At 67.4% G+C, this 26,476-nt stretch carries 24 protein-coding genes; 3 read left to right on the forward strand and 21 right to left on the reverse strand.

Going from position 1 to position 26,476, the window contains the following annotated elements; all coding sequences use genetic code 11:
- Positions 1–473: 473 nt before the first annotated feature.
- A complete protein-coding gene (locus ACFYPD_RS25435; RefSeq protein ID WP_387118293.1) occupies positions 474–2,852 on the reverse strand; it encodes a pyruvate dehydrogenase in 2,379 nt (792 codons plus the stop codon).
- Positions 2,853–3,209: 357 nt separating this feature from the next.
- On the opposite strand from ACFYPD_RS25435, the gene ACFYPD_RS25440 reads away from it, so the two are divergent.
- Positions 3,210–3,980 (forward strand): FadR/GntR family transcriptional regulator, encoded by a 771-nt coding sequence (locus ACFYPD_RS25440; RefSeq protein ID WP_387118296.1) that lies wholly within the window; start codon positions 3,210–3,212, stop codon positions 3,978–3,980.
- Here the strand turns inward: ACFYPD_RS25440 and ACFYPD_RS25445 are convergent.
- The 17 genes from ACFYPD_RS25445 to ACFYPD_RS25525 all read right to left on the reverse strand — a co-directional run bounded on the left by ACFYPD_RS25445 (position 3,957) and on the right by ACFYPD_RS25525 (position 19,829).
- The gene (locus ACFYPD_RS25445) at positions 3,957–4,616 is read right to left on the reverse strand and encodes an RraA family protein (RefSeq protein WP_387118299.1); all 660 of its coding nucleotides are present in this window, start codon (positions 4,614–4,616) and stop codon (positions 3,957–3,959) included. The genes ACFYPD_RS25440 and ACFYPD_RS25445 overlap by 24 nt on opposite strands.
- Positions 4,613–5,800: an MFS transporter gene (locus tag ACFYPD_RS25450; protein ID WP_387118302.1), complete on the reverse strand. Its 1,188-nt coding sequence runs from the start codon at positions 5,798–5,800 to the stop codon at positions 4,613–4,615. Before ACFYPD_RS25450 ends, ACFYPD_RS25445 begins: the two co-directional genes overlap by 4 nt.
- Positions 5,801–5,870: 70 nt before the next feature.
- A complete protein-coding gene (locus ACFYPD_RS25455; RefSeq protein WP_387118304.1) occupies positions 5,871–6,368 on the reverse strand; it encodes an OsmC family protein in 498 nt (165 codons plus the stop codon).
- Positions 6,368–7,267 (reverse strand): fumarylacetoacetate hydrolase family protein, encoded by a 900-nt coding sequence (locus ACFYPD_RS25460; RefSeq protein ID WP_387118307.1) that lies wholly within the window; start codon positions 7,265–7,267, stop codon positions 6,368–6,370. Before ACFYPD_RS25460 ends, ACFYPD_RS25455 begins: the two co-directional genes overlap by 1 nt.
- The gene (locus tag ACFYPD_RS25465; protein ID WP_387118310.1) at positions 7,264–7,605 is read right to left on the reverse strand and encodes a NifU family protein; all 342 of its coding nucleotides are present in this window, start codon (positions 7,603–7,605) and stop codon (positions 7,264–7,266) included. Before ACFYPD_RS25465 ends, ACFYPD_RS25460 begins: the two co-directional genes overlap by 4 nt.
- Positions 7,592–8,590, reverse strand: a complete 999-nt coding sequence (locus tag ACFYPD_RS25470; protein WP_387118313.1) for an amidohydrolase family protein — start codon at positions 8,588–8,590, stop codon at positions 7,592–7,594. The genes ACFYPD_RS25465 and ACFYPD_RS25470 overlap by 14 nt, the downstream gene beginning before the upstream one ends.
- A gap of 97 nt (positions 8,591–8,687) precedes the next feature.
- Complete coding sequence (locus tag ACFYPD_RS25475; protein WP_387118316.1) at positions 8,688–9,203, reverse strand: FAD-binding protein; 516 nt, start codon at positions 9,201–9,203, stop codon at positions 8,688–8,690.
- Between the two features lie 308 nt (positions 9,204–9,511).
- Complete coding sequence (locus ACFYPD_RS25480; protein ID WP_387118319.1) at positions 9,512–10,129, reverse strand: FAD-binding protein; 618 nt, start codon at positions 10,127–10,129, stop codon at positions 9,512–9,514.
- Positions 10,126–11,211 (reverse strand): alpha-hydroxy acid oxidase, encoded by a 1,086-nt coding sequence (locus ACFYPD_RS25485; protein ID WP_387118322.1) that lies wholly within the window; start codon positions 11,209–11,211, stop codon positions 10,126–10,128. The genes ACFYPD_RS25480 and ACFYPD_RS25485 overlap by 4 nt, the downstream gene beginning before the upstream one ends.
- Positions 11,208–12,716 (reverse strand): sodium:solute symporter, encoded by a 1,509-nt coding sequence (locus ACFYPD_RS25490; RefSeq protein ID WP_387118325.1) that lies wholly within the window; start codon positions 12,714–12,716, stop codon positions 11,208–11,210. Before ACFYPD_RS25490 ends, ACFYPD_RS25485 begins: the two co-directional genes overlap by 4 nt.
- Positions 12,713–12,934: a hypothetical protein gene (locus ACFYPD_RS25495; protein ID WP_387118328.1), complete on the reverse strand. Its 222-nt coding sequence runs from the start codon at positions 12,932–12,934 to the stop codon at positions 12,713–12,715. Before ACFYPD_RS25495 ends, ACFYPD_RS25490 begins: the two co-directional genes overlap by 4 nt.
- A gap of 148 nt (positions 12,935–13,082) precedes the next feature.
- Entirely contained in the window at positions 13,083–14,072 is a 990-nt protein-coding gene (locus ACFYPD_RS25500) for an alpha-ketoacid dehydrogenase subunit beta (RefSeq protein ID WP_387118331.1), read from the reverse strand.
- Positions 14,069–15,013: a thiamine pyrophosphate-dependent dehydrogenase E1 component subunit alpha gene (locus tag ACFYPD_RS25505; RefSeq protein ID WP_387118334.1), complete on the reverse strand. Its 945-nt coding sequence runs from the start codon at positions 15,011–15,013 to the stop codon at positions 14,069–14,071. The genes ACFYPD_RS25500 and ACFYPD_RS25505 overlap by 4 nt, the downstream gene beginning before the upstream one ends.
- 1,086 nt (positions 15,014–16,099) lie before the next feature.
- Complete coding sequence (locus ACFYPD_RS25510; protein ID WP_387118337.1) at positions 16,100–16,696, reverse strand: hypothetical protein; 597 nt, start codon at positions 16,694–16,696, stop codon at positions 16,100–16,102.
- Entirely contained in the window at positions 16,689–18,260 is a 1,572-nt protein-coding gene (locus tag ACFYPD_RS25515) for a hypothetical protein (RefSeq protein ID WP_387118340.1), read from the reverse strand. Before ACFYPD_RS25515 ends, ACFYPD_RS25510 begins: the two co-directional genes overlap by 8 nt.
- On the reverse strand, positions 18,257–18,436 hold the full coding sequence (locus tag ACFYPD_RS25520; protein ID WP_387118343.1) for a hypothetical protein: 180 nt from the start codon (positions 18,434–18,436) through the stop codon (positions 18,257–18,259). Before ACFYPD_RS25520 ends, ACFYPD_RS25515 begins: the two co-directional genes overlap by 4 nt.
- An 88-nt stretch (positions 18,437–18,524) precedes the next feature.
- Positions 18,525–19,829 (reverse strand): DUF4041 domain-containing protein, encoded by a 1,305-nt coding sequence (locus ACFYPD_RS25525; RefSeq protein ID WP_387118346.1) that lies wholly within the window; start codon positions 19,827–19,829, stop codon positions 18,525–18,527.
- Between the two features lie 687 nt (positions 19,830–20,516).
- On the opposite strand from ACFYPD_RS25525, the gene ACFYPD_RS25530 reads away from it, so the two are divergent.
- Together ACFYPD_RS25530 and ACFYPD_RS25535 are read left to right on the forward strand one after the other, a co-directional pair.
- The gene (locus ACFYPD_RS25530; protein ID WP_387118349.1) at positions 20,517–21,575 is read left to right on the forward strand and encodes an IS110 family transposase; all 1,059 of its coding nucleotides are present in this window, start codon (positions 20,517–20,519) and stop codon (positions 21,573–21,575) included.
- A 509-nt stretch (positions 21,576–22,084) separates the two neighbouring features.
- Positions 22,085–22,423, forward strand: coding sequence for an Imm51 family immunity protein (locus ACFYPD_RS25535; protein WP_387118352.1), 339 nt, complete (start codon positions 22,085–22,087; stop codon positions 22,421–22,423).
- Between the two features lie 86 nt (positions 22,424–22,509).
- Here the strand turns inward: ACFYPD_RS25535 and ACFYPD_RS25540 are convergent, their stop codons facing one another.
- The 3 genes from ACFYPD_RS25540 to ACFYPD_RS25550 form a co-directional block, all read right to left on the reverse strand.
- Positions 22,510–22,839, reverse strand: a complete 330-nt coding sequence (locus tag ACFYPD_RS25540; RefSeq protein ID WP_387118355.1) for a hypothetical protein — start codon at positions 22,837–22,839, stop codon at positions 22,510–22,512.
- Positions 22,840–23,078: 239 nt separating this feature from the next.
- On the reverse strand, positions 23,079–24,674 hold the full coding sequence (locus tag ACFYPD_RS25545; RefSeq protein ID WP_387118358.1) for an MBL fold metallo-hydrolase: 1,596 nt from the start codon (positions 24,672–24,674) through the stop codon (positions 23,079–23,081).
- A 566-nt stretch (positions 24,675–25,240) separates the two neighbouring features.
- The gene (locus tag ACFYPD_RS25550; RefSeq protein WP_387118361.1) at positions 25,241–26,431 is read right to left on the reverse strand and encodes a PucR family transcriptional regulator; all 1,191 of its coding nucleotides are present in this window, start codon (positions 26,429–26,431) and stop codon (positions 25,241–25,243) included.
- Positions 26,432–26,476: the final 45 nt, after the last annotated feature.

The raw sequence follows: 26,476 nt of genomic DNA on the forward strand, positions 1-26,476 counted from the left end.
GCCACGTCGGGCTTGCGACCGCCGGCCGCGGCCGTGCCCGACCCGCAGGTCGCCCGTCAACTCAACGCCCGCAACCAGGTCCAGTAGCGACGGCTGCGGCGGACGTTGACGTGCGACAGCCAGCCCGCCCGTTCCCAAGATGCTCTCAGCCGACCAATCGACGGCAGGAAGTCACCCTCGGTTGACTCTCCGCGCTCATGCGAATGGGCACCGCCGAAAGCTCGCCCCCCCCAGTCACCAGTGTTGGCTCCCCCATCGTCGCTCGCCGCCGTCCTCGGCGAGGGTTCGCAGGACGGTTCCGTGTTCAGCTCGTGGGCGGGCCGACGGGTGAGCGGGTGTCTGTGGCGGTCGCGATGGCGCCGGCGCAAGGAGATTCGTACATCCCGATCGTGTCACCGAGAGCCAGGTGCCGCCACCGCGACGGCGTGAGCGGTGTCAGCCTGATCCGGCGGCTACCGCTGACTGACTTTGCTTCAGCGTCTAAGCAGGTCAAGAGACGCTTCCACGATGGCGTCCCGGTCCAGGCCGTGCAGCTGGTAGGCATCCTCGAGACTTGTCGACTGGCCGAACTGGGACACGCCGAGGCAGGCGATCGGGTCGCCTCGAAGAGCGGCCAGGAAGGACAGGGTGTGCGGGTGCCCGTCGAGGACAGTCACCAGAGGGCAACGCTGGGAGGCCGAAAACAGGGCGGATAGCACGTCGCCTCTGCTGGTGCCGAGCGCGACCGGTTTCCCACCATTGTTTTGCCAGGCACGGAAGACGAGGTCCGGGCTGGTCAGGCACACCACACCGGCGTTGACGCCCAGCTCGGCCAGGCGCACCGCGGCCTCCACCACCTCCGCCATGACGGCTCCGACCCCGACCAGGGTGACGTGCTCGTCGGGGTCGTACGGGGTGATGCGGTAGCCGCCCGAGATGGCCGACCGGCGCCGCCGCTCGAGGAGGAGCGGGTCCTCGGGGTGACGCGCGAGCGTCTGATCCAGGGGCCTGGTGGAGAGGCGGAAGTACGCGGACTCGCCATCCGGTCTGCCAAGCCGCCCGAGGGCTTCCAACAGGCACCACTCCAGGTCCTGGGCGAACGCCGGCTCCCAAGCGGTGCAGCCGGGTTGCTCTAGCCCGATGGATGGGGTGGTGATGGACTGATGCGCCCCTCCTTCGGGTGCCAGCGTCACCCCAGAGGGGGTGCCGATCAGGATCGACTGTCCACCCGCGTAGATGCCGAACGACCAGGGCTCCAGGGCCCGGTTCACGAACGGGTCGTACATGGTGCCGATGGGCAGCAGCGGCTGGCCTGACCGGCTCCAGGTAGCCCCGAGCTCCCCCAGCAGCCCGACCAGGTTGGTCTCGGCGATGCCCAGCTCGATGTGCTGGCCCTGAATGCCCTCGACCCACTTGAGGAGCCGTTCGGCGTCGTCGGCGAACCAGTCGCGGCGCTCGCCCACGGACCAGACCCCGGTCTGGTTGATCCAGCCGCCGAGGTTGGTCGACGACGCGACGTCGGGGCTGACCGTCACCACCCGCGCGGAGGCTTCCGGGGCCGCCCGGCGCAGGTCGAGCAGGAAGCGCCCGAGCGAGGCCTGCGTCGATACCCTGCCCTGATGGCGCCGTCCGAGCGACGTGGGCAGCTCCGGTACGGTGGCGGTCACGACCTCGGGGCGGCGGAGGCGCTCGGCGACGCTCGCGCACAGCCGGGCCTCGGGGGATTCGTCGGCGAAGGGTGTCCATGGGTCGCTGGCGTCGACGCCCAGGCTGGCTGCGAGTTGGGCCATCTGGGCGGGCTTCAGCAGTGCGGAGTGGTTGCTGGGGTGGCCCTCGGTCGGCAGTCCCCACCCCTTGATCGTGTACGCGAAGATCACAGTGGGGCGGTCGAGGTCGGCGGTCCGGTAGGTCTCGGTCAGCAGGCCCAGGTCGTGTCCGCCCAGGTCGCGCACGGCGGCGGCCAGGTCGGCGCCGGAGAGGCCGTGGAGCAGACTCCGCATCGGCGTACTGGCAGGGTGCTCGGACAGGAGCCGCTGGTGGACCTGCTCGGCAGGGGTGCGCAGCAGCCGCTGGTACTCCTCATTGCTCATGTCCTCTAGCCGGAGCAGGAGGTCCCCTCCGCCCGGCTGGTCGAACAGTGCCTGCAGGCGCCTTCCCCACTTACAGGTGAGCACCTGCCAGCCGGCCGACGCGAACATGCCTTGAAGTCGGGCGATCTGCATGTCCGGCACGACCCGGTCCAGCGACTGCCGGTTTAGGTCGACCACCCACAGCAACTCGCCGAGGCGCGCGACCTGCGGGTCGGCGACGGCCTCCCATACGGCACCCTCATCGAGTTCGGCGTCTCCGAGCAGGCTGATCCACCTGCCCGCCGCCGACGTGTCGGGGAACCGGGCCCTCAGGTAGCGGTGAGATATGGCGGCCCACAGGGGCGCTGTGGCACCGATACCGACGCTGCCGGTGGAGAAGTCGACGAGGTCCGGGTCCTTCGTCCGGCTCGGGTAGCTCTGCAAGCCGCCCCTGGTCCGCAACGTCGGCAGGTACCGCCGGTCCAGGTCGCCGAGCAGATAGTTGATCGCGTGCAGCACCGGGGAGGCGTGCGGCTTGACCGATACACGGTCCGTCGCCGTCAGCTCGGCGAACCACAGGGATGTCATGATGCCGACCATGGAGGCACTTGACGCCTGGTGCCCGCCGACCTTGACCCCTGAGGGGTTGGGGCGGCCGTTGTTGGCTGCGTTGACGATTGATGCGGACAGCCAGAGGACTCGCCGTTGGACCGCCTCCAGCGTCTGCTGCTCCTCGGGGGAGAGAGCTATCGAGGGGTGGGGATTGGCCACGCGGGGTGCGGGGGCAGTGAGGGCATCAGACATGGGAACTCCGGTCCGTACAGATGACTGCGGGAAGGGCCGGCCGAGCGCGCCCGGGTACGCGCGCTTCACATGACGCAAAGGGTCTCTCCGCCTTCCGAACTCTACCGGCATCCGAGACTTTTGCACAAGAGACTTGGTGACTTGAAATACTGTCCGAGGAGGCGGACGGGGTAGACCCGGGAGCGAATTGACCAGGTGAGCTAGTAACATGCATCAACACGGGGAACCAGACAAACGGAGGGCTCGTTGACCATCTCTCGTAGGCCGCCCGTCTCGGCCGCGACCAACTCCCGCTCCGGCGCGGACTCACCGGCCAGCACCCCCTCCGCGGCCGCTCCCCTCGTGGCTCGGACCAAGGTGTCCGACGCCATCATCAAGGCGCTCCGCATGGATATCGCCTCCGGCCGGCTGGAACTCGGCGCCAAGCTCCCCACCGAGCGGGCCCTGGCCGCCCACTTCGGAGTGAGCCAGCCGACCATCCGGGAGGCTGTCCGCGCGCTAGAGGTGATGGGCCTGTTGGAGAGTCGACACGGCAGTGGTGTCTACGTGACGCGAAGCACCCGCGACTTCGTCACCAGCACCCTGGAGACCCTCCTGCAGATGGAACGGGTGCACATGCTCGACGCATTCAACGTGCGGCGGGTCCTCGGGATGTACTCCGCCTCCCTTGCGTGTGAGCACGCCACGGACCGTGACCTGAAAGCCATGCGCGATGCGATGACGCGCTGCGACGAGGCGCAGGACGTCCAGACAATCGCCGAGAGCATCGTGGCGTTCCAGGTCGCTTTCTCCGCGGGCGCCCACAACCCACTGCTGTTCGCGCTGGAGACGTTCCTCATACGGATGCTCATGCAGTTCCAACTCATGGCGAACGGCCGCAAGGGCAAGCGCTTCTGGCGCAAGCAGGCTGACTACTTCGCGCCGCACCGACACCGGATGCACGGCATGCTCGAGGCGCACGACCGTGACGGCGTCCTCGCCGAGTGGGAGGCCTACCTCGACGACCAGTTCACCCTGTTCTCGACTGATCCCAACCTCGCCGACGTCACCCTGTCCGACCCGGACTCCATCCGGACGGTCGACGAGATCGTCCTCAATATGCCCTCATACGGGTTCACCGCCGACTAGCGCCGCGCTCCCCCGCCCCCCAATGCCGAGCAGATCCAGCAGCGGGACGCCCTGCTCAAGCTCACTGATGATGCGCTCCTCACGTGCGCAACGCCGAAGAGCGCTCGCCACGACACGGTCGACCTCGGCGTCCGGGACGATCACGACTCCGTCCGCGTCGCCAATGACGAGGTCGCCATGGTGCACAGTCCTGCCCGCAACCCGCGCCACCCCCGCCGGCAAAGAGCACGACTCGTCCGACTTGCCCACGCCTGCCACCGACAAACCGGTCGCGAATACGGGGAACCCCAGCGCCCTGATCTGGCGCGAGTCACGGACGTCCCCGTCGATGACGAGACCAGCTATTCCCCGAACCAGCGCCGCCCGTGTCATCAACTCCCCCCAGTAGCCACGTCGGCGAACGCTGCCGACACTCGCCACGAGGACGTCTCCGTGGCCAGCTGCGGCCAACGCCTGGTGGAGCGACCAGTTGCTACCGCCGGCGCACACGACCGGCACCGCCCTGCCGACCAGCGTCCATTCCGGATCCAGCGGCTTGATCCGGCTCGGCAGCGCCGTCACCCGGTCGGACGCCTCGAAAACAGTAGCGGCGCCGAGCCCGGCGAGGGGTGACTCCGCCCCGGACGGCCCGCTCACGATCGCCCAACCGGAGGAGTTCGCTCAAGGTGCGTGTCCCGATCGCGCACGTCCTGCTCCAGCAACCACGGCCGGGACGCGATCAGCCCGGCCACGGTCTGCGGTACGAGCAGGACCATCATCATGATGAGCAAGGGACGCCAAGACCCGGTCTGCGACGACAGCCATCCGGCCACGATCGGGACGCCACCGGAGAGCAGGTAGCCGAGGCTTTGGACGAACGCAGACAGGGAATCGGTGCCGGCCGAGGTCAGGCTCCGCGTGGTCAGCAGCGAAAGCATCAGGCTGAAGGCCCCGGACGCGATTCCGAGCAGGGAGACCCACAGCACTGTGAGGTGGCCGGTGTGGCACGCCAGGCCGATGTAGCCGCCCACGTAGCAGAGCATCAACCCTGACGTCGTCATGCGGTGGTCGTCGCGGCGGCGTTGCACGGCCGCCACCACGAAAGCGACAGGCACGCCGAGCGCGCTCAGGAGCGCCAGGAGCCAGCCGGCCTCTGCCGGTGTGTGCCCCGCGTCCTGCAGGATCACCGGCAACCATCCGAACAGGACGTACGCCTGCGCCGACTGGAACGCCCAGAAGGCCACCAGGGCCCAGGCCCTGCCCGACCGCCATGCCCTGACCCCGTCCGAGGGGCGTGGAGCGTGGCGGGAGCGCCCGGCGGCGTGGGCGGCGACCAGCCAGGGGAAGAGTGCCAGCGCCCCGACGGCCGACCAGACAGCCAGGCCGGCGCGCCACCCGCCACCGATGGTGTGTCCGGCGGGTACGGTCAACGCCGCCCCGGCCGAGGTGCCGAGCGCGATGAAGACACCGAAGAGTGCGCTGACCGGCCCTGCCCGGTTCGGGAAGTACTCCTTCAGGAGCCCGGGAAGCACCACGTTCGCGACCGCGATGCCCGTCAGCGACAGTGTGCTCGCCACCATGAACACGGAGGGCAGTGAGGTTATCGGCCGGATCGTCAACCCGGCCACCAGCATCGCCAGGGAAGCGGCGACGATCTTCTCGTGGCTGAGACGGCGCATGAGCGCGGGCGTGACGGCGCCCACCAGGGCGAAGCAGAGGACCGGGAGTGCGGTTAGGAGACCGGTAGCGGTTCCGGACATCCCCAGGTCGTGCCGCACCTCCTCGAGAACCGCTCCCAGGCTGGTGATCGCGGGTCGGAGGTTGAGACCGACCAGCAGCACGCCGAGGAAAACCAGGGCGGCCGCCCTGCGATCAGCAGAGCGAGGCCGCCCATGGTCCTCGTGTCGCAACTCAGGTCACGAGTTCGAGCTGCGTCGTGATCTCCACGCAGCCGCCTATGCTCTGCGCAACCGGGCAGAACCTGGTGTGGGTTTCGTGAGCGCGGCGCACCGCGGCCTCATCGACTCCCTGCGAGAGCCGCAACCGGTACCGGATCTGGATGCTGCGGATGCGGATGACGCCACGCTCGGCGACCAGTTCCCCCTCGCCGTCCGCCTGCAACTCGCCGTCGGTCGTGCTCTGGCCGACGGCGGCCAGGCGACCCCCGAATGTGCCGGTGAGGCACGCGACCGTTGCGCCCACGACGTAGTCGAGGGTCGTGGCGAGCGGGGTGAACGTGCCCTCCGGGATCTTGTAGTGGTCCGCCACCGGCCCGTGGACGCCCATCTGGACCGGTTCGGGCGTGACCGGCAAAGTAACGATCTTCGCCCGGCCAGGCGCGCTGGTCACGGAGACGACGCTCGCGCCGATGCTGGTGCGACCCGGCTCGGCCTGCGGTTGGATGCTCATCAGCTCACCACCACCTTGTTGGACAGCTCCCCCACGGGGGGAATGACAGTGCGAAGGACGTCCCCGGGCTCGAGGTATCCCGGCGGATCCATGAAGTGGCCCACGCCCTCCGGCGAGCCCGTCACGAGGATGTCCCCCGGAAGCAGCGGTACGCAGGAGCTCACCGACGCGATGATGGAGGGGATGTCGAAGACCAGGTCGCTCAGGTCCGAGTTCTGTCGAACTTTGTCGTTGACGTAGGTCTGCAGCTTGACCTCACCGAGGTCGGGCAGCTCGTCGGCGGTGAGGATCCACGGGCCGGTCGGCAGGAACGTCTCGAAGGACTTGCCGCGGAAGTGCTGCCAGTAGAAGTCGACGTCCTCGCCCTCACCGGTCTGCACGTCTCGGGCGGTGACGTCGCTGCAGGCCATGTAGCCGGCGACATGGTCGAGCGCGTTCTCCGGGGAGACGTTGCTCGCGGCCTTGCCGATCACCACGGCGAGCTCGGTCTCGTAGTCCAGCTTGCGTGACTCTGGCGGACGCCGGATGGGGTCGTTGGGACCGCACAGCGACGACACCGCCTTGGTGATGAGCATCGGGATCTTCGACACGTAACCGCCCGTGTGGCGGGACGCCTCCTTGACGTGCGAGTGCGTGTTCGCCCCAACCGCGATGATGCTCCTGGGGCGGGTCACAGGCGGGCCCAGGCGAGTGTCTGACAGGGGCAGCGAGGCCACGGCGGCCACGGCCGCGTAGCCGGCCAGCTCGTCGCGCAGCACCGGCAGCAACCCGAGGACGGCGTTCATGTCACCGACGACCCCGTACCGCGCCAGGAAAGGCGCTAGGGGAACGTACCGGTCGTCAGCCACGAGAAGTCCTGGCTGTTCCGCGCCTGCGGGGCCGAAACTGATCAGCTTCATGCGCTCTCATCCTTCGATTGGCTCGAGGCGGCGGGCAGGGCGGTCCTGTCCACGTCGTGGCGGAACTGCAGGGCTGCCGGCCGCACCCGTACGCCCTTGACGGCGACGTCCTCCACGGCCATGCCGAGCTGATGGACCAGTTCGGGCACGACCACGTTGTGGACGCAATTGGCCCGGAACATGCACCGCCCACAGGAGCCGATCAGGCTCACGGAGATGCGGCCGTCGGTGACGTCCGTGATCTCGACGTCGCCGGCGTCGATGTTCAGCAGCGGACGCACCGCCCGGTTGAGCACTCCCTGGGCGCGGATCGCGAGGTCCTCATCATGCGGCTGCATTGGCCAGCGCCTTCTGCGGCATGCCCAGCAGGCGGAGCATGTTCCCGCCGAAGATGTTGGCCCGGTCCTCGTCGGTGATGGCGGGGTAGCCGTAGCCGTCCTGCAGTTCCTCAGGGATCTGGAAGTCCCACAGCACCTCCAGGAGTCGCTGCGGGTTCTGCCACAGCGGGGTCTCGGATCCCCACAGCAGCTTCTCGCTGCCGGCGTAGTAGAGGACCTTGCCGATCCGCTGTGCGGTGGGGATGGGCGCGATCAGGATGCTGTTGATCCACGTGGAGGTGGCCAGGTATACGTTCGGGATGCGGGCGGCGATGAGGATCGTCTCGTCCTCGTAGGGCACTCCGAGGTGGTGCACGATGAAGTTGATCTCGGGGTAGCGCAGCGCGGCTTCCGCGACGTCGTGCGCGTGCAGAGCGCTCAGGGGTTCAGGACCCATCGGGTTGCCCTTGTGCACTTGGACGAGATTGACCCCGAGGTCGAGCATGCGCTCGAACATCGGGTACGCGATGTGCGGGTCGTCCATCGACCATGACCGGCCCCTGCTGTGGGCGTTGTAGAACTTGATCGAACGGGCCCCGAGCTCTCCGATCTGACGGTCGATGTCGTTCATGGCGCCGGCTGTGCCGCGCAGCACCGGGTCGGTGCCGCCGCAAAAGATCACCTTGTCCGGGTAGAGCTGGGCGAGCCGGTATTGCTTCTCGACCACGTCGAGGCCGTCCCGGTAAAGCTCGAACAGCGGCACCGTCTGCACCATTGCGTAGTCGATCTGGGAGTCGGCGTGGAACAGCATCTCGCCGATCCGCTCCGGCGACCAGTCGATAGCGAACTCGGAGTACGTGGGGGGCTTGTCGACGCCGCGCTTGGCGAGCTTCGTGAGCCGGAAGATGTTGTTCTGCGCAATCCTTCCGTCTGTCTCGATGACGTTGTCCTCACGCAGGTTGTGAACGTGCACGACGCAGTCGAAGATCGTTTGCCCTGCCCTCATCGTGGTGCCCTCCGTGGGTGTCCGGCGCGTCTGTTGACCGCTGGGAACGCTTCTTCAACCTACAAATGCGTGAGGCGCGCGTCAACAGGTGACTTGGTCAATTACGGTTTGCTGGCCGTCGACGCGGCCCATAACTAGCAGGGCCCGAGCATGGGCGCCCTCTAGCGCCGCCCTGCCGTTGATCCGGCCGCCCACCATGCCCGTCAGCTCGCCGGCCGCGTAGAGGCCCGCGATCGCGCGCCCGTGCGCGACGAGGACCCCGGGCGTGGCCGTCGGTGCGGATTCCGCCCAGGTTCTTCTGGACGAGCGGGAAGTACTGGATGGCGTGGAACGGCCGCCGCTCGATGGCTCTGGGCCCCGCAAAATTCCGGCGGTGCTCCGGGTCGACCTGTCGCGGTGCACGCGCGGCAGCGTTGTAGCTGTCAACTGTGGACATCAGGAATCCAGGGGGCAGACCGACCTCGGCTTCGAGCCCCGAGATGGTGGGCGCCGTCCAGTAGTGGGCGGAGGTCGCGGTGAACTCGTCCACGACCCAGGGCGGGGTCCGATCGGAATCGTTGACGGACTCGCCGATGCTCCAGTAGTCGTTGTCCAGCAGGCGTATTCTGGCCAACTCCCGGTCGTCGAAGATCCCCCAGCAGGTGGCCCCCGGCTGCCCGAGCAGGGCGGGTGTCCCCGTCGCGCCTCCGCGCCGGTCCTCGCCGTGGAACCTCCGGCCGGGAGGAGTTCACCCACACCTCGTCAACCAGACCGCGGACCCGCCAGACCGCGCGATCCTGACGTGTCGCGCGGGTCGGGCGTTCCGATCGGATAGCACCAGACGGCGTCGAGGTTGGTTGTTTGGGCGCCGACGTCCAGCAGCAGGTCCAGGCCGGCGCCGACTGAGCCGGCGATGCCTCCGCAGAGCCATCTCGGGACTGTTCAGAGCCGGGGAACGAGTGACTCGAGCCTGTCGGGCGATGGTCTGCCAATCCCCCGGTGGCGACGACGACCGCCCGACACCGGACCCGCGTGCCGTCGGCCAAGCCGACCCGAGAACCCGGCCAGCAGCGGTTTCGATGCTGGCGGCCGGGGAGCTCCGCCTGACTTCGCAGCTGGTCCGGCTGACTTCGTCCACCATGCGGTCGACGAGCGCCTGGCCCGCTCCGGCGGGTCGGTGCCAACGTGGCTGGCTGTTGCCCTCGTGAGCGACGAGTTCCACCCATTCGACTCCCAGCTTGGCGAGCCAGTCGTACACCTCCCGCCGGGCCGAGTGCAGGTACGCCTCGGCCCACCGCAGGTCCACGTCGGGGCCGCCCCAGGACGTGCCGTCGCGGCGTCGTCGTCGATCCCGCGGCTGCGCTGAAGGTCTGTGCCGGCGACGCAGATGCCGCCGCCGCTGATCCGGGCGGCGCCGCCGAGGCTGTCGCTAGACTCGATGAGCAGCGTCCGGGCCCCGACCGAAGACGCCTCCAGCGCTGCGGCGAGCCCTGCGATGCCCGCGCCAACTACCACTACCTCGTACAGCGGGGCCGGCCGGTCGCGGATTAGCTGACTCATACGGCGATCAGGTCCTTTTCGACGGACGCCAGGTCGCCGGCCCCGCACAGGGCCATGGCCCGGACGAGCTCCTCGTTGAGTTGCCGAATCACGGCTGCGACGCCGTCGCTACCGGCCACGGCGAGACCGAGGAGCGGGGCTCTGCCCACCATGACGGCGTCCGCGCCGAAAGCGATCGCCTTCAGGACGTGGTCACCGCGCCTGATACCGCCGTCCACCAGGACGCTCACGCGTCCAGCGACAGCCGACACGACCTCCGCGAGAGCACGGGCCGGTGGCACTGTCCTATCCAGGTGCCTACCTCCGTGGTTCGACACCACGATCCCCTTGACGCCCGCGTCCACGCAACGCCGCGCGTCATCGCCGCGCAGGACTCCCTTGACCACCATGGGGAGTGGTGAGCGGTCGACCAGCCACCGCACGTCGTCGACGGACTGTCGGATCGGCCGCATCGCGCCTCGTCGCGGGTGGTAGCCGGTGACGAACACCGGCTGGCCCGGCAGGTTCGCTAGGACGAGGTCCTGCGGGAGCTCCGTGGCGCGTTTGCTGCCGGTCGGGCTGTACCCCATGACCACCTGGTCCACCGTGAGGACGACCGCACGGTACCGGGCGGCGGCTGCGCGGTCGATCAGCTCCCCGAGCCGGTCACGGGGCAACTCGTGCGGCAGCTGGAACCACCGCGGCGAGTCCGGAGCGGCGGCCGCGACCTCCTCTAGGGAGATATTCGAGTAGGCGGACAGCGTCATGATCGACCCGGCCTGCGCCGCCCCCCTCGCGGTGGCCGCCTCGGCCTCCGGGTGGAACAGGCCATGGCCGCCCGTGGGCGCGACCACGATCGGATTGCTCGCGGCCGCACCCAGGACGTCGCATGAGGTGTCGACGTGACTCAGACCGGAGAGCACATGCGGCCGTAGGCCGATGTTGTCCCAAGCTTCGATGTCCCCGCGGAGGCTGCGCTCCGCGCCGGCCCCGGCCAGCGCGAAGTCGAGAGCACCGGGGCTGAGGACCGCGGTCGCCCGCTCGACCAGAGCGTCGAAGTCGACGGGGGCCGACGCCCCGCCCACGCCGGCCGTGTCGGTCATGAGAGTACGCCCTCCGGCTCGTGACCTGGGGTCACGCCCGCCTTCTCGGTGGACGTGTCCACCGCTTCACCCGCCCTGCGGGAGACGCCCTGCGTGAGCAGGGAGACCACAACCGTCACGGCCACGTTGGCCGCGAGCGCTATGACCGAGGGCTGCGCCATGCCGAACGGGGATGCGACGGCGTACTGCCACATCAGCGTCAGGCCGATGCCGACGACGAGCCCGGACACCACGCCGGCCTTGGTCGTGCGCCTCCAGAAGAGGGTGAGCAGGAAGATCACGCCGAACTGCGAAAACAGGCCCAGGACGACGCCGACGATGTCGAAGATGACCTTCGGCTGACCCGCAGAGACCAGCAGCGCGACGAACGCGGTGAGCAGCATCATGACACGGCCGACCTGGACACTCCTGCGTCCGCTCGGATCCGCCGAGGCGCCGGCAGCCGGGTTGAGACGGCGGTGGAGCGGGGCGTAGATGTCCTTCATGAAGACGTTGGCGACCGTCAGCATGTGCATGCTCGCGGCGGCGATCGACGCGCCCCAGACATTCACCACGAACAACGGGATGAGCCACTTGGCGTGGCCCTCGAGGCCGAGCAGGATCGCACCGTCAGTCTTCTTCACGCCGGGCACGAGAATGTTCAGCGCCATGCCGGAGAAGAGGAAGGCGAACGAGGTGAAGCCGAGGGTGGCGCCCATCAAGATGACCGCCTGGCGCAGGTTCTTGTCGTTCTTTGCCGAGAACATGCGGTGGGACCGGTCGGGCAGGCTCACGATGGACACGGCGATCGTGATCAGCCACGGGAGGAAGATCAGCAGGCCGCTGTTCGTGGATGGGATGAACTGGTAGCTCTGGCTTTCGGGTGCCGAGATCAGGTCGAGGGGACCGCCCGCCGCCCACACCAGGCCGCCGACCAGCAGCAGCAGGAAGGCCAACAGGATCATGCCGTGCCACACGTCGGTCTGGGCCACCGCCCGCAGACCGCCATACAGCGTGTACGACAGGGCGACCACCAGGAAGAGCACGACGCCGACGTTGTAGTTCAGCCCGGTGTACTTGGCCATGGCGGAGGACACGGCGATGGGCAGCACGGCCATGTAGACCATCAGCAGACCCACCGTCATGATGCTGGACGCCAGCGACAGGGTCTTGCTGCCGAAGTAGTGGCCTAGGAACTCGGCCTGGGTCTGGTAGCCGTAGCGTGCCCCCAGCCGCCGCAGTCGCGAACCCATCAGCCAGTACAGGGCCGGCCCGAAGACCGCGTATCCCACGGCGTAGCCGAGGAAACCGCCCTTGAGGCCGTAGAACTGGCCGATGGTCCCCAGGAGCGCCGCTCCGGTCGCCGCCGACGAGAATACGGAGAGGCCTTCCTGCTTCCAGTTGAGCTGGCGGTCGGCCACGTAGAACGACTCCGGGTCATCGCGGGTCTTCTTCCCGGCAAGGAAGCCGACGGCGAGGATCACGCCGAGATATACGAACAGCAGCCCGTAGATCCAGATGCTCATGACTCGCCTCCGTCTACGTCCGCGTTCTTGATGTCCTCAGTCATGGCCCAGTTGCTTGCAATGCCGGCGACGACGGCCGTGACGACCAGGACGGCGAGCGAGAGGCCGGGGCGGTTGAGAACCGGGTTGAATGGCAGGCTTATGATCAACAACGCCATGAGGGCCCAGAGCCCCATGGATAACTTCATCCTCGACGACCTCATCGACGACTCCTTCATATGGCGACGGTGAAAGCCCGGGTACGGTGCAGGGCCGACCCTGATGAATGACTGGCATTGCGTCTTGGTGCGGGAGGGATCTTTTGCAATGTGCACCCGGCCGCCCCGGGGTTAATGGCTAGCGGCAGTCACGGCTGCCGGGACATGGCTAGCGTTCGGCGAGGCCGAGGAGGCAACGGGCGGCGGCAACGATGTCCGGCGCGACAGGCAGGATCTCTGCCTCCATGGCCGCACTGTAGGGATGGATGGCATCGGGCATGGTCACCCGCGCGCTGCGTGGCGGCCGTACAGCCCCCGTCGAGACGCGCGCGATGATCTCAGCGGAGACGCTGCCCGTCATGGGCGACTCCTCCGCCACGAGCAGTCGGCCGGTCTTTTGGACCGAGCGCTGCACGGTCGCCCAATCAAATGGTCTGATCGTCCGCGGGTCAATTAGCTCAACCGAGACGCCCTCGTCGAGGAGCTCCTCGACCGCCCGTTGGGCTTCCTGCCTCATCCAGCCCCACGCGACCAGGGTTAGATCGCTTCCCGACTGGACAACCTCGGCCACCCCGAGCGGGATCTCGAAATCCTCACTCTGCGGAACTGTGCCCTTGACGTCGTACAGCCGCCGGTGCTCGAGGAAGACGACAGGATCGGGGCTACGCAGTGAGGAACGCAGGAGTCCGGCGGCGTCCGCCGGCGTGCCGGGCACCACGATCGTCAGGCCGGGCGCATGGTGGAGGAATGCCTCCATGCATTGCGAGTGCTCGGGACCCAGACCCCCGTTCGCGCCCATGCACCCCCTGATAGTGATAGGAAGTTCGGCCGGTGCCCCCTGCTGGTGGCGCCATTTCGCGATGTCGTTGATGACTTCGTTGGCAACCGCGAGCAGGAAGTCCGCGGAGTAGATCTCCACGACAGGTCGCAGGCCACCCAGAGCGAGCCCAAGGGCCGCTCCGAAAATCGCGTTCTCCGAAACCGGGGTCTCGATGACCTTGGCCGGCCCGAACTCGTCGAACAGACCCTTCGCGACACCTGCGGCCCCGAGTCCACGGACAGTCTCCCCCAGAAAAACCGTGGGCGACCTCCTCAGCTCACCCGCCAGGACTTCGGTGAGGGCCTCTCGCGCAGTCATCTCCCGCATGTCGCCGCTCATGCGACCACCGACTCTGCCGACCAGGTCGCCGCCGGCGCCTCTTGAAGGTCTTCCATGGCTTCGAGGAACGTCCGCTTGACGCCGGCGGAGATTCGATCCAGGTGGTCTTGCGGCACGCCCCGTTCAAGCAGTCGCGCATGCGTACGGACCAGCGGGTCACGATCCCGCCATGCCTGGACCTCGTCGCCGTCTCGGTACTCCTCCTGGTCCCACCAGATGTGTGGACTAATGCGGTAGGTCATGGCCTCGATCACCGATGGTCCCTGTCCCGATCGTGCGCGCTGCACCGCAGCGCCAACCGTTCGGATGACCGCCTCGGTGTCGTTGCCGTCGATCTCATGCACCGGGATGTCGAACCCCTTCCACACGCGCGTCATCCTCCCTTCGGGGTACAGCCACTCTGTGCGAGAGGAGAAGGACCATCCGTTGTTCTCTGCGACGAAGACGACGGGCAGGCTCCAGAGGACTGCCATGTTCAGGGCCTCATAGAGCGGCCCCCGCGCACCGGCAGCTTCTCCATACAGGCACACGACCACCTTGTCGGCGCCTTGCAGGCGCGACGCCAACGCCAAGCCGACGGCCAGTGGGAACCTGGTGCCGAACACGCCTTCACGGCCAGGAACGCCCAGGTCCGGGCGGCATACGTGCATGACCCCGCCCAGGCCGGCGTTCGTCCCGCCGACGCGCATGAACATGTCGCGGAGGATCTGCTGGACCGGCACTCCCTTGGCCAGGAGGCTCGCATACCCGCGGTGGGTGTAGATCAGCTCGTCTGTGCCGGCTAGTGGCGTGACCGCACCCACTGAGACGGCTTCCTGGCCGACGCCGGCGTGGAAGTGCGGCACCGCTTCACCGGCGCGCAACATCGCCTCGCAGTGCTCGTCCAGGGTCCGACTGAGCAGCATGAGCCGGTATGCGCGCTCAAGCTCGTCGATGGGCACGGCCGTTGGTGTCTCCAAGATCAGACGCCTCGCTCTCTCTAGCCCACCTATTCACCAGGTGACTTGGGGAGAGTGTCGTGCAGGTCACAGTTGATGTCAAGGCTTGATGCGCCAGCTCCCTGGCGGCGCCCGCGATCTGGTTCAGGACCATGAACCTCTGCGCGACGGGTTTCCCGAAGGCATCCGGTACCGCCGGGACGACGCAAGCCCGAATACTTCGGGCTCGCCGAAGTGCTCACAGCGCAGGAAGCCCTGTTCAGAGCGTCGCCGGTGAGATTCGAGTCTCATTCGTCGGGATCCATGCCGGCGCCAGCACGGGAGCGCCCAAAGCCATACGTCGATGCATCAAGATCTTCTTGAGTGGCGTCAGCGGCCCCAGGACGACAGCCGGCACCAGCCAGGCGAGTAGCAGTGAAGCCTGACCACTTCGGTCTTCTCTGGAAGGTCACGCCGACCCGCTCGCCCACATCACCGCAGGTCAGAGCCCTCGGCTCTATCTAGAAGTCGGTGAGCACTTCGGGCGCGGTGACCACTTCGCCAACCTGCACCCAACCTGCTCCCACTTGCAAGGCCAGGCCATGCAGCAGCTCCTTACCGCTGTGACCTGCGAATACTTCCCTGCCAGGGGACATAGAGTGCTGTCGACTGCTGCGCAAAACCGCGGAGCACTCCGTGTGAAGCAGGACGCCGCATCGACTCTGACCTGCGGAAACGAGAACGTGCAGGTTGTGGTGGGTGCAGTTGGACGCCGTTCAGTGCCGTTGGAGGCTGTTCAACGCCGTTCAGTGCATCCGTCTGCTCCCAACCTGCTCCCCCAAGCTCGGCACGAGACCGCCGGCAGCTGATCAGCGAGCAGGGTCCCCCGTCGCGCAGGCCGGTGCCCGTGTGGGCACCGGACGCGCCGTCTCAGGCCCTCGGCTGCAACGCGGTCACTGCCTCGAAGGCACCGCATTCAGCCAGCTCCCAAACCGCTCCCTGGGGCACCCGACACTGCCGACCCGGACCTGTTGGTGCGCTAGGAATGGACGGTGCGCACGACCCGGGCTATTGACCAGCCAGTGGTTTGTTCGATCCGGGCCGAGCCGGTCATCGGCGAATCGAGATGCGCAGCCATCGGGGACTTCCGGACGGGCGCACCCGTACCTCGTCAAAGCCCGCGTCGTCCGCCTCGCCGACCTGGACCAGCCTCGTCACGAAGTCCTCGAAATCCACCGCGGAGACCTTGTCGCGAAGCTCGTCCGGCAAACGCTCGTACAGTGCTTCCGCCGGCCAGGGGTAGACAAGCTGTTCGGTGGTCGTGCTCAGGCGCAGGTGCAGAAGGAGCTGCTGATCCTGCTTCGTGAGCCTCGCCTTTCGAATATCGAAGAGCAGCGGCATCACCTGTGGGAACACGAAACCGGGAAGCTGGTCCAAGCCCTCGTGCCACATGACTCCAGCGATCAAAGCCGATGCCACCGCGAAACGGGCCACGGTGCCGCTCAGATCGACCGTCCAGCCGCCCGGCCGCATCTGCAGTCCGCGGTCCGGGTCGAGCGTGCCGAGAACGGCATCCTCGCAGGCCTCCCAGGCGTCGGGTTCGAGCGCCGGATCGATGCCCGTGACCTCGGCCCAGAAGCGGCGGATGTCGTCGGCGCTGAGGGCTTCCTGGGGCAACGCGTCGACCAGCGCCTGATCGCTACTCATTCGATGGCTCCTCACGTTCGTCGAATGCCTGGAAGTCGAAAGTCGGCTCCTCCGCCAGAAGATGACCGATAGTCATCGACAGCAGCACCTCATGACGGTCGGTCAAATCGTCGTCGCGTTCGGTTCGTTCCCTGAGGTGGACATGGCTGTCCAGCCACACCTCGAAAGCTGCGGCGTATGCCGGGGTGACCAGCGCGATGTGCAGGCGCGACGTCGCCCCCGCATCGAGGTGCAATTGCCACACGAGAGCGATGACCGTCCGGCCGGTCGCCTGATAGCGGGCCAGAGCGTATCGGAGCCGGTGGCTGTCGCCGGTCAGCCACAGCCGCAGATGCCGGGTCGGTGATAGGTCGACCAGAACGGTGCTCCGGTCCACGGTCAGCAGCGGGCCCCACCGCTCCCGGACCTCGTCGTCGGACAGCGCGGCCATGCTGATGCTGGTCACCACAGGGAGGCCGACGGCTAGGAAGTCGGCGGGCGCGCGCCCGGTCACGTCGAGCAGGACGACCCTACGGCCGATGTCCGCGACGCTGCTGCGCAGCAGTGCCAGGTGGCGACGGTGCGGGATCGGGGCTCCGTCGAGGACGTACGCGGATCGAACGCGGGGGCTCGGGCGGATTGCCAGGAACAGGTGGCGGCCGGCACCTCGCCCGGACACCAGCGAACTGATGGGGGCTTCAGCGTCGGCGACGGTGGCCGGAATGACCGCCCGCAATCTCAGCTGTTCGCTTTCCATCGAGCGCAGTACCACGTCGGCATCGGTCTGGTGGCCCAGGCTGCTCGCACTCGCCGGGACGAGCCGGATCGGCCTGTCGATCGTTTGGATGGCGTGCGCATGGAGTCGTTCCACATGTGCCAGCTGGCCCTCGTACGGCAAGGTCGGGCACCCCGCCTCGGTCAGAAGTTGCGCACAGCGGTCGTAGAAGACCCGGTTCACCTCCTCCCAAGCATCGTCGTCCTGGTCGGCGTAGTCCCGGACCGTGTGCAGACCGGTGTCCCGGGGCACGGTATCCCAGCCGTGGGTCCGCAGCCTCGCCGTCAGGACCCGCAGACGGTGGTCCGGACGTGCCGTACGGGAAAACGATGCCAGCGTCATCCGCTCCAGTGGCACAGCCGGATCCGCGGCGATCGTCTCTGCGATCGCAGACGGCTGCATGCATGAGCGGTACAGCGCGTTCAGGGCGTGGATGAGGGTGTAGGGATCATCGGTCAACTGGAGCCGCTGCCGTGCACGGTCAGCGTGCGCGGCATAATCGGGATAGCTGGCGCGCAGTGACGGCAGGGCCGGTCCGGCGAGTTGCTCAGTCATCCAGGCGGCGAACTCCTCGTGGGTCCGGACGGCGCCGGCGAGCAGCGTGTTCGCCTGCTTCAACCAGCCCCGCTCGCCGGAGGCGTCGGCTACCGACCACAGCACCTGTACCAGCAGGCCGTACATGGTGGTGAACTGCAACCGGTCGTGCCAGGTCTCGTGGATGCTGGTGAGCCGGTCGGCCTCGACGACCTCGCCCTGAGACAGGTCGATCACCCATCCCGTGCCGTGGTAGCGACCGTGGGCGGGGGTCACGTCTCCTGCCAGGTGTGCTCGCCGGCGAGGTTGCCGATGGCCAGTTCACCGTCGACGAGGTGCGGCACAACGCGCCGGACCGCGGCGACGGAGCTGCCGACCGCAGCCAGGTCAGGCTGCAGACGCTCACCCGAGCGCCGATGCACGTAACTGACGAGGGCCTGACCGGCGGTCATGCTGCGGCTGCCGCGATGGCGAGGCGGCGGGTGCGGGTGGTCGTCAAGGTAGCTGCCCAGCTTCGGTGTGCAGCCTCGATCGTCGCCATCATTGGCCCTTGGCCTGGGTCAGGCTCTGCCGGTATTCGAGCGCCTCGGGAATCTCTTCGTACTGCAGCAGGCTGCCTGTCAGCTCGAGCAGGTGTTCCTTAGCCTCTTGAGGGGTGGCGTAGAAGAACTCACGTCGCTGGTTGATGAGGTTGACTCGGCGGTCGGCCAGGCGGGCGTGCATCTTGGCTTCGATGCCGACGGCATCGTCGGAGAAGAACAGGGCGTGCACGTCGAAGTTGAAAGGTACGGAGGCGTCGCTGAGTTCCCTCACCCGGTCGAGCGGGTCGAGGCGCCGCGTCATGCCGATCTTCACCATCTTCTCCCCGAACGCCCCCAGGTTGGAGATGACGTACACGTAGCCGGCGCGGACGTTGGCCGCCCGATAGTCCACGTCCTCGATCGCGGTGTCGATCTGCGCCAGCCGCTCCTGCATCTGGGCGGCGCCATCGACGTCGCCCTTGGCTTGCAGCGCGGCGAGGGCGTTGGCGTAGTGCTGGCGCTCCTTGTCGAGGCGGGCGCGCTCGCGTTCGATCTCCTGCTGAACCCGTCGCTCCTCCCGCAGTCGCGCCTTCTCCTCCCGCTCGCGCTCCTTTTCCTCGGCGACTTTCGCTTGGTAGTCAGCCGTGAGCTCCAATTCGCGAACCCGCAGTCGGTGGTAATCCTCCGAGATGCGGATGTGCATCGTCTTGCCCAGCTTGGCGATGGTCGCGGCCACCTTGCCCAGGCGCTCGACGGCTGAGTCCAGCTTGTAGGGCTTCAGGCCGCGGACGAGGTTGTCCGCCTCGGCGTTGTAGGCCCGCAGCATCAGCTTGGAGAAGTCCCGCAGCATCACCCGCCCCTCGGCCGCAGAACCGTTCACCGTCCAGCCAGTCGCGGCCAGGACCGCTCCGCCTTCCCGCTTGGTCATGCTCTTGATCTGGCCCTGCAGCCCAGCCAGAGCGGCCTGGTAGGCGACCGCGTCCGACAGGGGATGCCGATACTCGTAGACGCCGGCCTCCTGCAGCAGCGCCGTCTCCTCGGTCACCACGACCTGCTGACGAAGCTCACACAACCGGCGATCCAGATCCGCCTTCTGCGCCTGAGCCGCCGCCGCCTGCTCCGCGATCTCGCGCCTCAACCGCTCTCGATACTGCTCCAGCTCCACCGCCGGCAGCACACCAAGACGGGTCATCTCCACACGGAGCCGCTCCAGCTCCGCCCGCAGATGCGTCACCTCCGCAGCCAACTCGCGCGCTTTGCCGCGCGCCCCGAACAGCGGAATCTCAGAGTCGTCGGCACGTGGCGTCGCGACGGAGGCAGGCACGGATGCAGGCACTACAGGTACGGCGGGCGGCGGCTGCTGCGCGACCGGAACCGCAGGCGGCGCTTCGGCAACCCACAGCTGCCATCCCGGCGGTGGAGGACCCCACGCCGGATCCGGCTTCCACCCAGGGCTAGGCACCCAACCCGCCGGCGGCGTCGGCCAATTCGGCGGAGCATTAAAACGGTACGCCACAGATCAATCCCCCACGTGTCACCCATGAACCGCCGACGCTAGCCCCGCAACCGCATCTCAACATCGATCACTCAGCCAACAAGTCCCGCCAACAGGACCCACCCCGGTACCCAACCGCTCACCCACAGTCAGGTACCCGACCAGAACGATGCAACGAACAGGGCCACGACCGGGAGACCAGCCCGGCCAGCGACCGCCCCGAACAGGTCCCCTGCGCAAGGTCGACGTCCGGGGAGCACCGACCAATACGACCTCGCCTGACAGTGAGGATGTACGTGAGTCCCGTACCGGTCGGTCTGACCCATCGCCTGACTGACTTCGGGTCCTTGAGCGGATCTGTCGACCGCGCCGGTACGGGACTCGTATGCACTCACCGGACGCGGCGGTTGTGACCTCATAGGAGCCTGGCCAGAGGCCCCGTCACTGTCTTGTCCATCCTCGCCCGGCTGGTGCGTGCCGCCCCTACCGGTCAAGGAACAGGACGGACACCCCACCATGACACAGCAACTCGTCGAGGTCACCGGCGGTGTGGACACTCACCGCGACACGCACACGGCGGCGGCGGTCGACGCTGCGGGCCGGGTGCTCGGCTCCGCTCAGTTCGAGGCCACCACTGCCGGATACGCGGCGTTGTTGGGGTGGCTACGCTCGTTCGGCACCCTGGTGTTGGTTGGCGTCGAGGGCACCGGCGCCTACGGCGCGGGCCTGGCCCGGCACCTACGCGCTGCCGGGATCCGACTGGTCGAGGTCGACCGGCCGGACCGCAAGACCCGCCGGTGGCAGGGCAAAAGCGATCCGGTCGACGCCGAGGTCGCCGCCCGCACCGCCCTGGCCGCCCGCCGCACCGGGGTGCCGAAGGACCGCGACGGTCAGGTCGAGGCGCTGCGGAACCTGCGCGTGGTCCGGCGCAGCGCCGTCACGGCCCGCGCCGACGCCCAGCGGCAGATGAAGACCCTGATCGTCACCGCGCCCGAGCCGGTCCGGGCTCGGCTGCGCCGGCTACCGGTCCGCGAGCTCGTGGCCACCTGCGCAGCGGCCGCCCCGCAGCTCGGCCAGGCCAGCGACCCGGGCATCGCCGTCGTGATCGCGTTGCGCAGTCTCGCCCGCCGTCACCAGCAGCTGACCATAGAGATCACCGAGCTGGAGCAGCTGATCGGACCCCTGGTCACGGCGATCAACCCGCGGCTGCTCGCGGCCAAGGGCGTCGGCCCCGAGGTCGCCGGGCAACTGCTGGTCACCGCCGGCGACAACCCCGACCGGCTACGCAGCGAGGCCGCGTTCGCCATGCTCTGCGGTGCCGCACCGCTACCTGCCTCCTCGGGCCGCACCCACCGGCACCGGCTCAACCGCGGCGGCGACCGCCAAGCCAACTGCGCCCTCTGGCGCATCGTGATCACCAGGATGGCAAAAGATCCCGCCACCCGCGCCTACGTGCAACGACGCACCAAAGACGGCCTGAGCAAAAAAGAGATCATCCGCTGCCTCAAACGCTACGTCGCCCGCGATGTCTACGCCCTACTCACCCAACCCGATGATCTTGAAGTGGCCGCTTGACAACCATAGGACATAGCATCCACTTCAGCCCGCGCAGGACGCCGCACCGCCTCCGACCTGCGAAAACGCAGAACCGCAGGTAGGGGCGGGTACCGTTGAGTGCTGTTCGCCGCCGTTGGATGCAGTTGACTGCCGTTCAGCGCGCCCGGCTGCTCCCATCCCGCTCCCCGATCCTCCTGTCCACGGTGGGCGGCAGATGCGGATGCGTCACCGGAGCTGGCTTCGCAGCGAAGACTATGGTGACGGCCTGCTCCTCGGCCAATCCCTCCAAGCAGCAGTCGTGGAGCGCCCTACGGTGCTCGTCGAGGAACGCCTCGAACCGTTGCGAGCCGACCGACCGATGGCGTCTTTGGCGGACGGGGCCGGTGAAGGGCATGCGAAGCATCCCAAGGCCCTCTCCAGGAGCAACCTGGCTAACGTGCCAACCGGTCATCGGTGTTCGTTGCCATCGATCAATCGAGACTCGTCAGCTGCTTGTGCTCGCCGGACCGCCCTGTCAAGATCCCTGGATGGCTCTCGTAGAGGTAGCAGAGATCGCGCCGGGTGAGTACTCCTTGTCGTTGGAAGCAGGGACTACCGACGTGGATGACCTGATCTCCGAACTTGGCCACGAGCCCAACGGCTACTTCTGGGAAGGGATCGTCGAGCTGCTCGTCATGACCGAGGCCCCCACCCTCGAAGGTCGCGACTTGTCCGATCCAGAGGGCGGAGCCTTCTACGCCACCAGCAACGATCGAGGCGCGCTTGATGACTTAGCTGTCCTGCTCGGTGCGGTCGCGGCCGACGGAAATCGTCTGCGGCACCTCATGGAGTACGCCAAGACCAGTGGCTTCGAATTTGACGATTGAGCCGCTACGGTCGCAGCGAGCGGGCTGATCGCCGCGACCGGTGACACCCCACCTCGGCGCATTCACCGACAATCCGCTCCCAGGAATCAGCGATGCAGCTTGCCGGGACAATGCTCGGCAACGTAGCCGATCTCGCTCCCTTCGGTGACCATTGGTTCGCCACCTGCCAGGGGCACCCCGACGTACCAGGCCCAGCAGTTGGAGTCGCCCGCCTTGCGCAGATCACGAGCCTTGTAGTCAGCCTCTGTTCCGAAAACCTTGCAGAAGGCCGCTTTCTGCTCCCGCAGGAAGACCTTGACACACTCGCGGCCGACGCGCTCTAGCGACTTCAGGTCGTTGCTCCCAGCGACCAACTCGACGTTCGCTTGCCCACCCTTATTCTGCTTGTTGACCTCGTTGCTGCGTACCATTGACATGCTGAAATGCAGCTCGGGAGGCGCAGTCGTGGGTTGAGCCGACCGAGTTGCCGGCACGCTGACGGACGGCTTCACCACGTCAAGGGTTGGGGACGCAGGCTCGGCCGGCGAGCCCGATCCATGCCCGGGCTGCTCACCGCACCCACTCATCCCGAACAACGCCAACAGCGGCACCATGAACGCCGCAAGGAGCAACCGGAGAGAGGGATGTCGCATGAGACGAATGGTGCCACGACCTGTCAATCCCCCGAATCGTGGAAGACTCCGTCATGTGGGGGGGGGGCGTAGGCCCGGGAGAGGGTCTGGGGCGGGGAGCCGAGTGCTGTCGCCGCGAGGCCGTGAAGTCTGCAGAACTTCGCGATCCTCTTGGTGAAGTTGTGGAAGAGGATGACGCGGTGACCTTCACTTTCCAGGGTTCGGATTCCGTCGGCCAAGGCCGCCTGATCGGAGTGGCCGGTCCAGGGGGTGGTGTCGACTCCTTCATCTTCGAGGCCGTCTAGAAGATCGACACGCCCGACCGTCAGGATCGCTGAGCCCGGTCGAACGGCGGCGCGGCCGTACTCCTCTGGTGTGAGGAACCAGATGGTGTGTCCTTCGGGCCGCGGGTCCCCAGTTTTGAGCCAGTAAAGCCATCGGGACTCCCCCCAGGCGCTCATCGACTTGCCGTACTGCCCGCTCAACAGCGGATCGAGCGAGTCCAGCCGCCGTCGGATGAAGGCATCGTGTAACACCTGGAACAGCGGCTTGACGCGTTCGGTGACGGCGAAGTTCACCCGGTTGCGTGCCGTGCCTGAGGTGACGGTGTGGAAGACATCCAGGTAGGCATATAGGAGGTGGTCATGCTGTGCCAGCACAACGACATCGCGGCGGGTCGACTCCTCCGCCACCCATGTGGCCGGGGTCGCCTGCGACGCGCCCTCCTCGCGGCCGGCCATCGTCCCGTCCAGTAGAACGGTGGACTCCCTGCCATGCGGGATTGTGGCAAGCAGGTCCGCCATCGCATCGTGTCGCGAGCTCTTAAGCACAATGTCACCGGTATACGTCAGGCTCCGGCCACCGTCATCCAGGACGTAGCCGACGGAACCCGGCATATGGGGGACGACCACGGGAGTGACCGTCAACTGCTCCCCGAGCCGATAGACGGTGCCCGGCTCGAGCCACGTGATCGGGTTGGCGCCAGCGATCGTCTTTAGCCGCCGCTGAGCCAGGAGGTCGACACCGGCAGCGGCAGGCATCGCCACGGGAAGGCCTACAAGGCGGCCTTCTTCGAGACCGCCGATGTGATCGCGATGGTGATGGCTGATCAGCACGATCCGGTCGGTGTCCACGCGTAGGTCCTCGCGGCCGAACCCAGAGTCCAGCAGCAGGCTAGAACCGTCGGTCATGGTCAGACGGATCGCCGTGCCGCTGTCGGAGCCGCTGCCAGCAGCCGCGACGCTTGCCATGATGGCGTCGCTGATCAGGGGGAGGTCAGAAGATGGCGGGAGCACGCGAGCAGCCTCAGGACTGTGCAACCGTTCACCCTGGGGCAGTGGGTACCAGCCGCATGCAGCCACACACTCGGGAGCTTGCCGGTAGAGGGCGTCACGAACGCGGTCGTTTGAATCGGTCCAGCAGACGGCGATGGTGTAGCGAAACTGGCCGTTCATCCGAAAGTCAATAAATCGGACATGCTGCACGGCGCCGAATAGATCTCCGAATACCGCTTCCATGCGGCTCAGCGCCGCAGGGCCCGGTCGGACCACGCCGGCTCGATGGGCGGCGAGGATCTCCTTGGCCCGGGCCTTGGGGCCGAACCAAGGCTTACTTGTCACCTCGAAAGTCGCGTTTGCCATGGCCCCTCTCCCCACGAACGTGACGGAGAGCTTAAGGCCTGGCGCTTTTGGCCTGCGCGGCGTCCCAACGCTGCGGCGGACCAGGGACGGCCCCGATCTCGGCGTGCATGGGCGTCCGAGCCAGGTCGGCCAGGGCCAGGGGGTCGCATTGGCTGGCGATAGGCGCTTCGATCACGACCCTGTGAAAGAATTGAGTCCTCGCCTTCCTCCCCGACCGACGACGTTTCACGCTGTCTTGCGCCCCGTGTGTGCCCCACCCAAGCCCGAGCAGGCGTACTTCCTCCAACGGCGGAAGCCCGTCCCGATCATTCCCCCACCTACCGCACCCAACCTCGCTGCGGGGAAGGGCCCGAGCTGCTTGACGTATCCCAAGACGACCATGAGTGCGGTCCCTGCCGCAATCACGCCGGCAGCAAGCAAGGCAATGTAGAGAAGGGGGCGGGCACGCACCCATCAGTAAAGCAGGCCATCCAGAACGCCCTGTTCCTGCGTCAGACGGCTCCGAGAACGGTGGTCGGCGCCAGCCAGGCGGGCGAAGCAAGAGCTGGGATGGCGACTACCGGAGGCTAGAGGGGAGGCGCGAAGACGCCGAGCGCCCGGGCACGCAGCGCCATCAGCACATCGGCACGCACGAGGTCCGCCGGGCCGGACACCTGCAGCGCCTCAGTGATCTGGCGCATACGGTAGGTCACGGTGTTTTCGTGTACGTCGAGCGCTGCCGCGGTGGCCCGGGTGGACAGGCCGCACCGCAGGTAGGTGGCCAACGTCTCGATCAACTGCGGCCGCGCCAGGATCGGGCCGAGCGCGCTGTAGATCACCTGCCGCGAATCGAGCGGGTTCTCCAGCAGCAGGACGTCGGCGGCGACGGCGGCGAACTCGACGACGGCCGGGCCGGAGGGGCGCCGGCGCGCGACTTCGAGGGCGGCGATGGCCTCGCGGCACGAGCCGGCGACCTCCGCGAAACGGGGCCGAGGCAGGCCGACGCCCACGACGAAATTGTCGTGCTTCGACCGTTGCACGACCCGCGCGAGGATGTCCGTCAGCCCGGGTACCTCCGGCGTGACGATGACGACGAGGTCGCCACGCGACCCGACCACCGTCCGGCTGCGCAGCCTCGGTCTGATGGCGTCGAGCACCAGCCGCTGAGCCCGTGCCATGCGGTGGGGGTCGTCGTCACGGACCACCCGTAGGGCCAGGGCACGGTGCTCCTCCTGGACCGCAACTCCGACCAGCCGTGCCCGGTCCTCGATGGCCACGGGGTCCAGGGGCTCCGCACCGGTCAGCCGCGACACGAGGTCGGTGGCGATTTGCTCCAGGTGCGCCGCCACCTCGGTCCGGGTACGCCGGTAGGCCTCCGTCGACGCGACGGTCAGCCCGTCGATCGCCATCGCGAGCTGGCGTGCGACGTGGCGATGTTCCTCAGCCAAGAGCGGCGGACCGAAGGTCGCTATCCGGAAGAGGACCTCCCGCTCGGCCCTGTGCCAGGAGGTCACGACGGCCTCGATCGGCACGCCCTGGATCGCGCGCCTCTCCCCCAACTCTGCAGCGGTAATCAGCTCCTCCTGCAGCGGGGCTCGCCGCTCGGCAACGGCGAGCAGCAGGGCTGTGATGTTCGGGATGACGACGCTTGCCAGGTCATCCAGCTCCATCCGGTCTTCGTCATAGCCGGGCAACTGACGCCAGACGTCGCCGACCAAAGCGCGGGCGATGTCGTCGACCTGGCCGGAAAGGATCCGTGCCCTTTGTGTCACATCCACAAGAGCTCACCGCCGTTCTTCCGGTTAACCCATGTAGCGCTGGCC

It is taken from the genome of Micromonospora sp. NPDC005299 (assembly GCF_042872345.1).
Lineage (GTDB): Bacteria > Actinomycetota > Actinomycetes > Mycobacteriales > Micromonosporaceae > Micromonospora.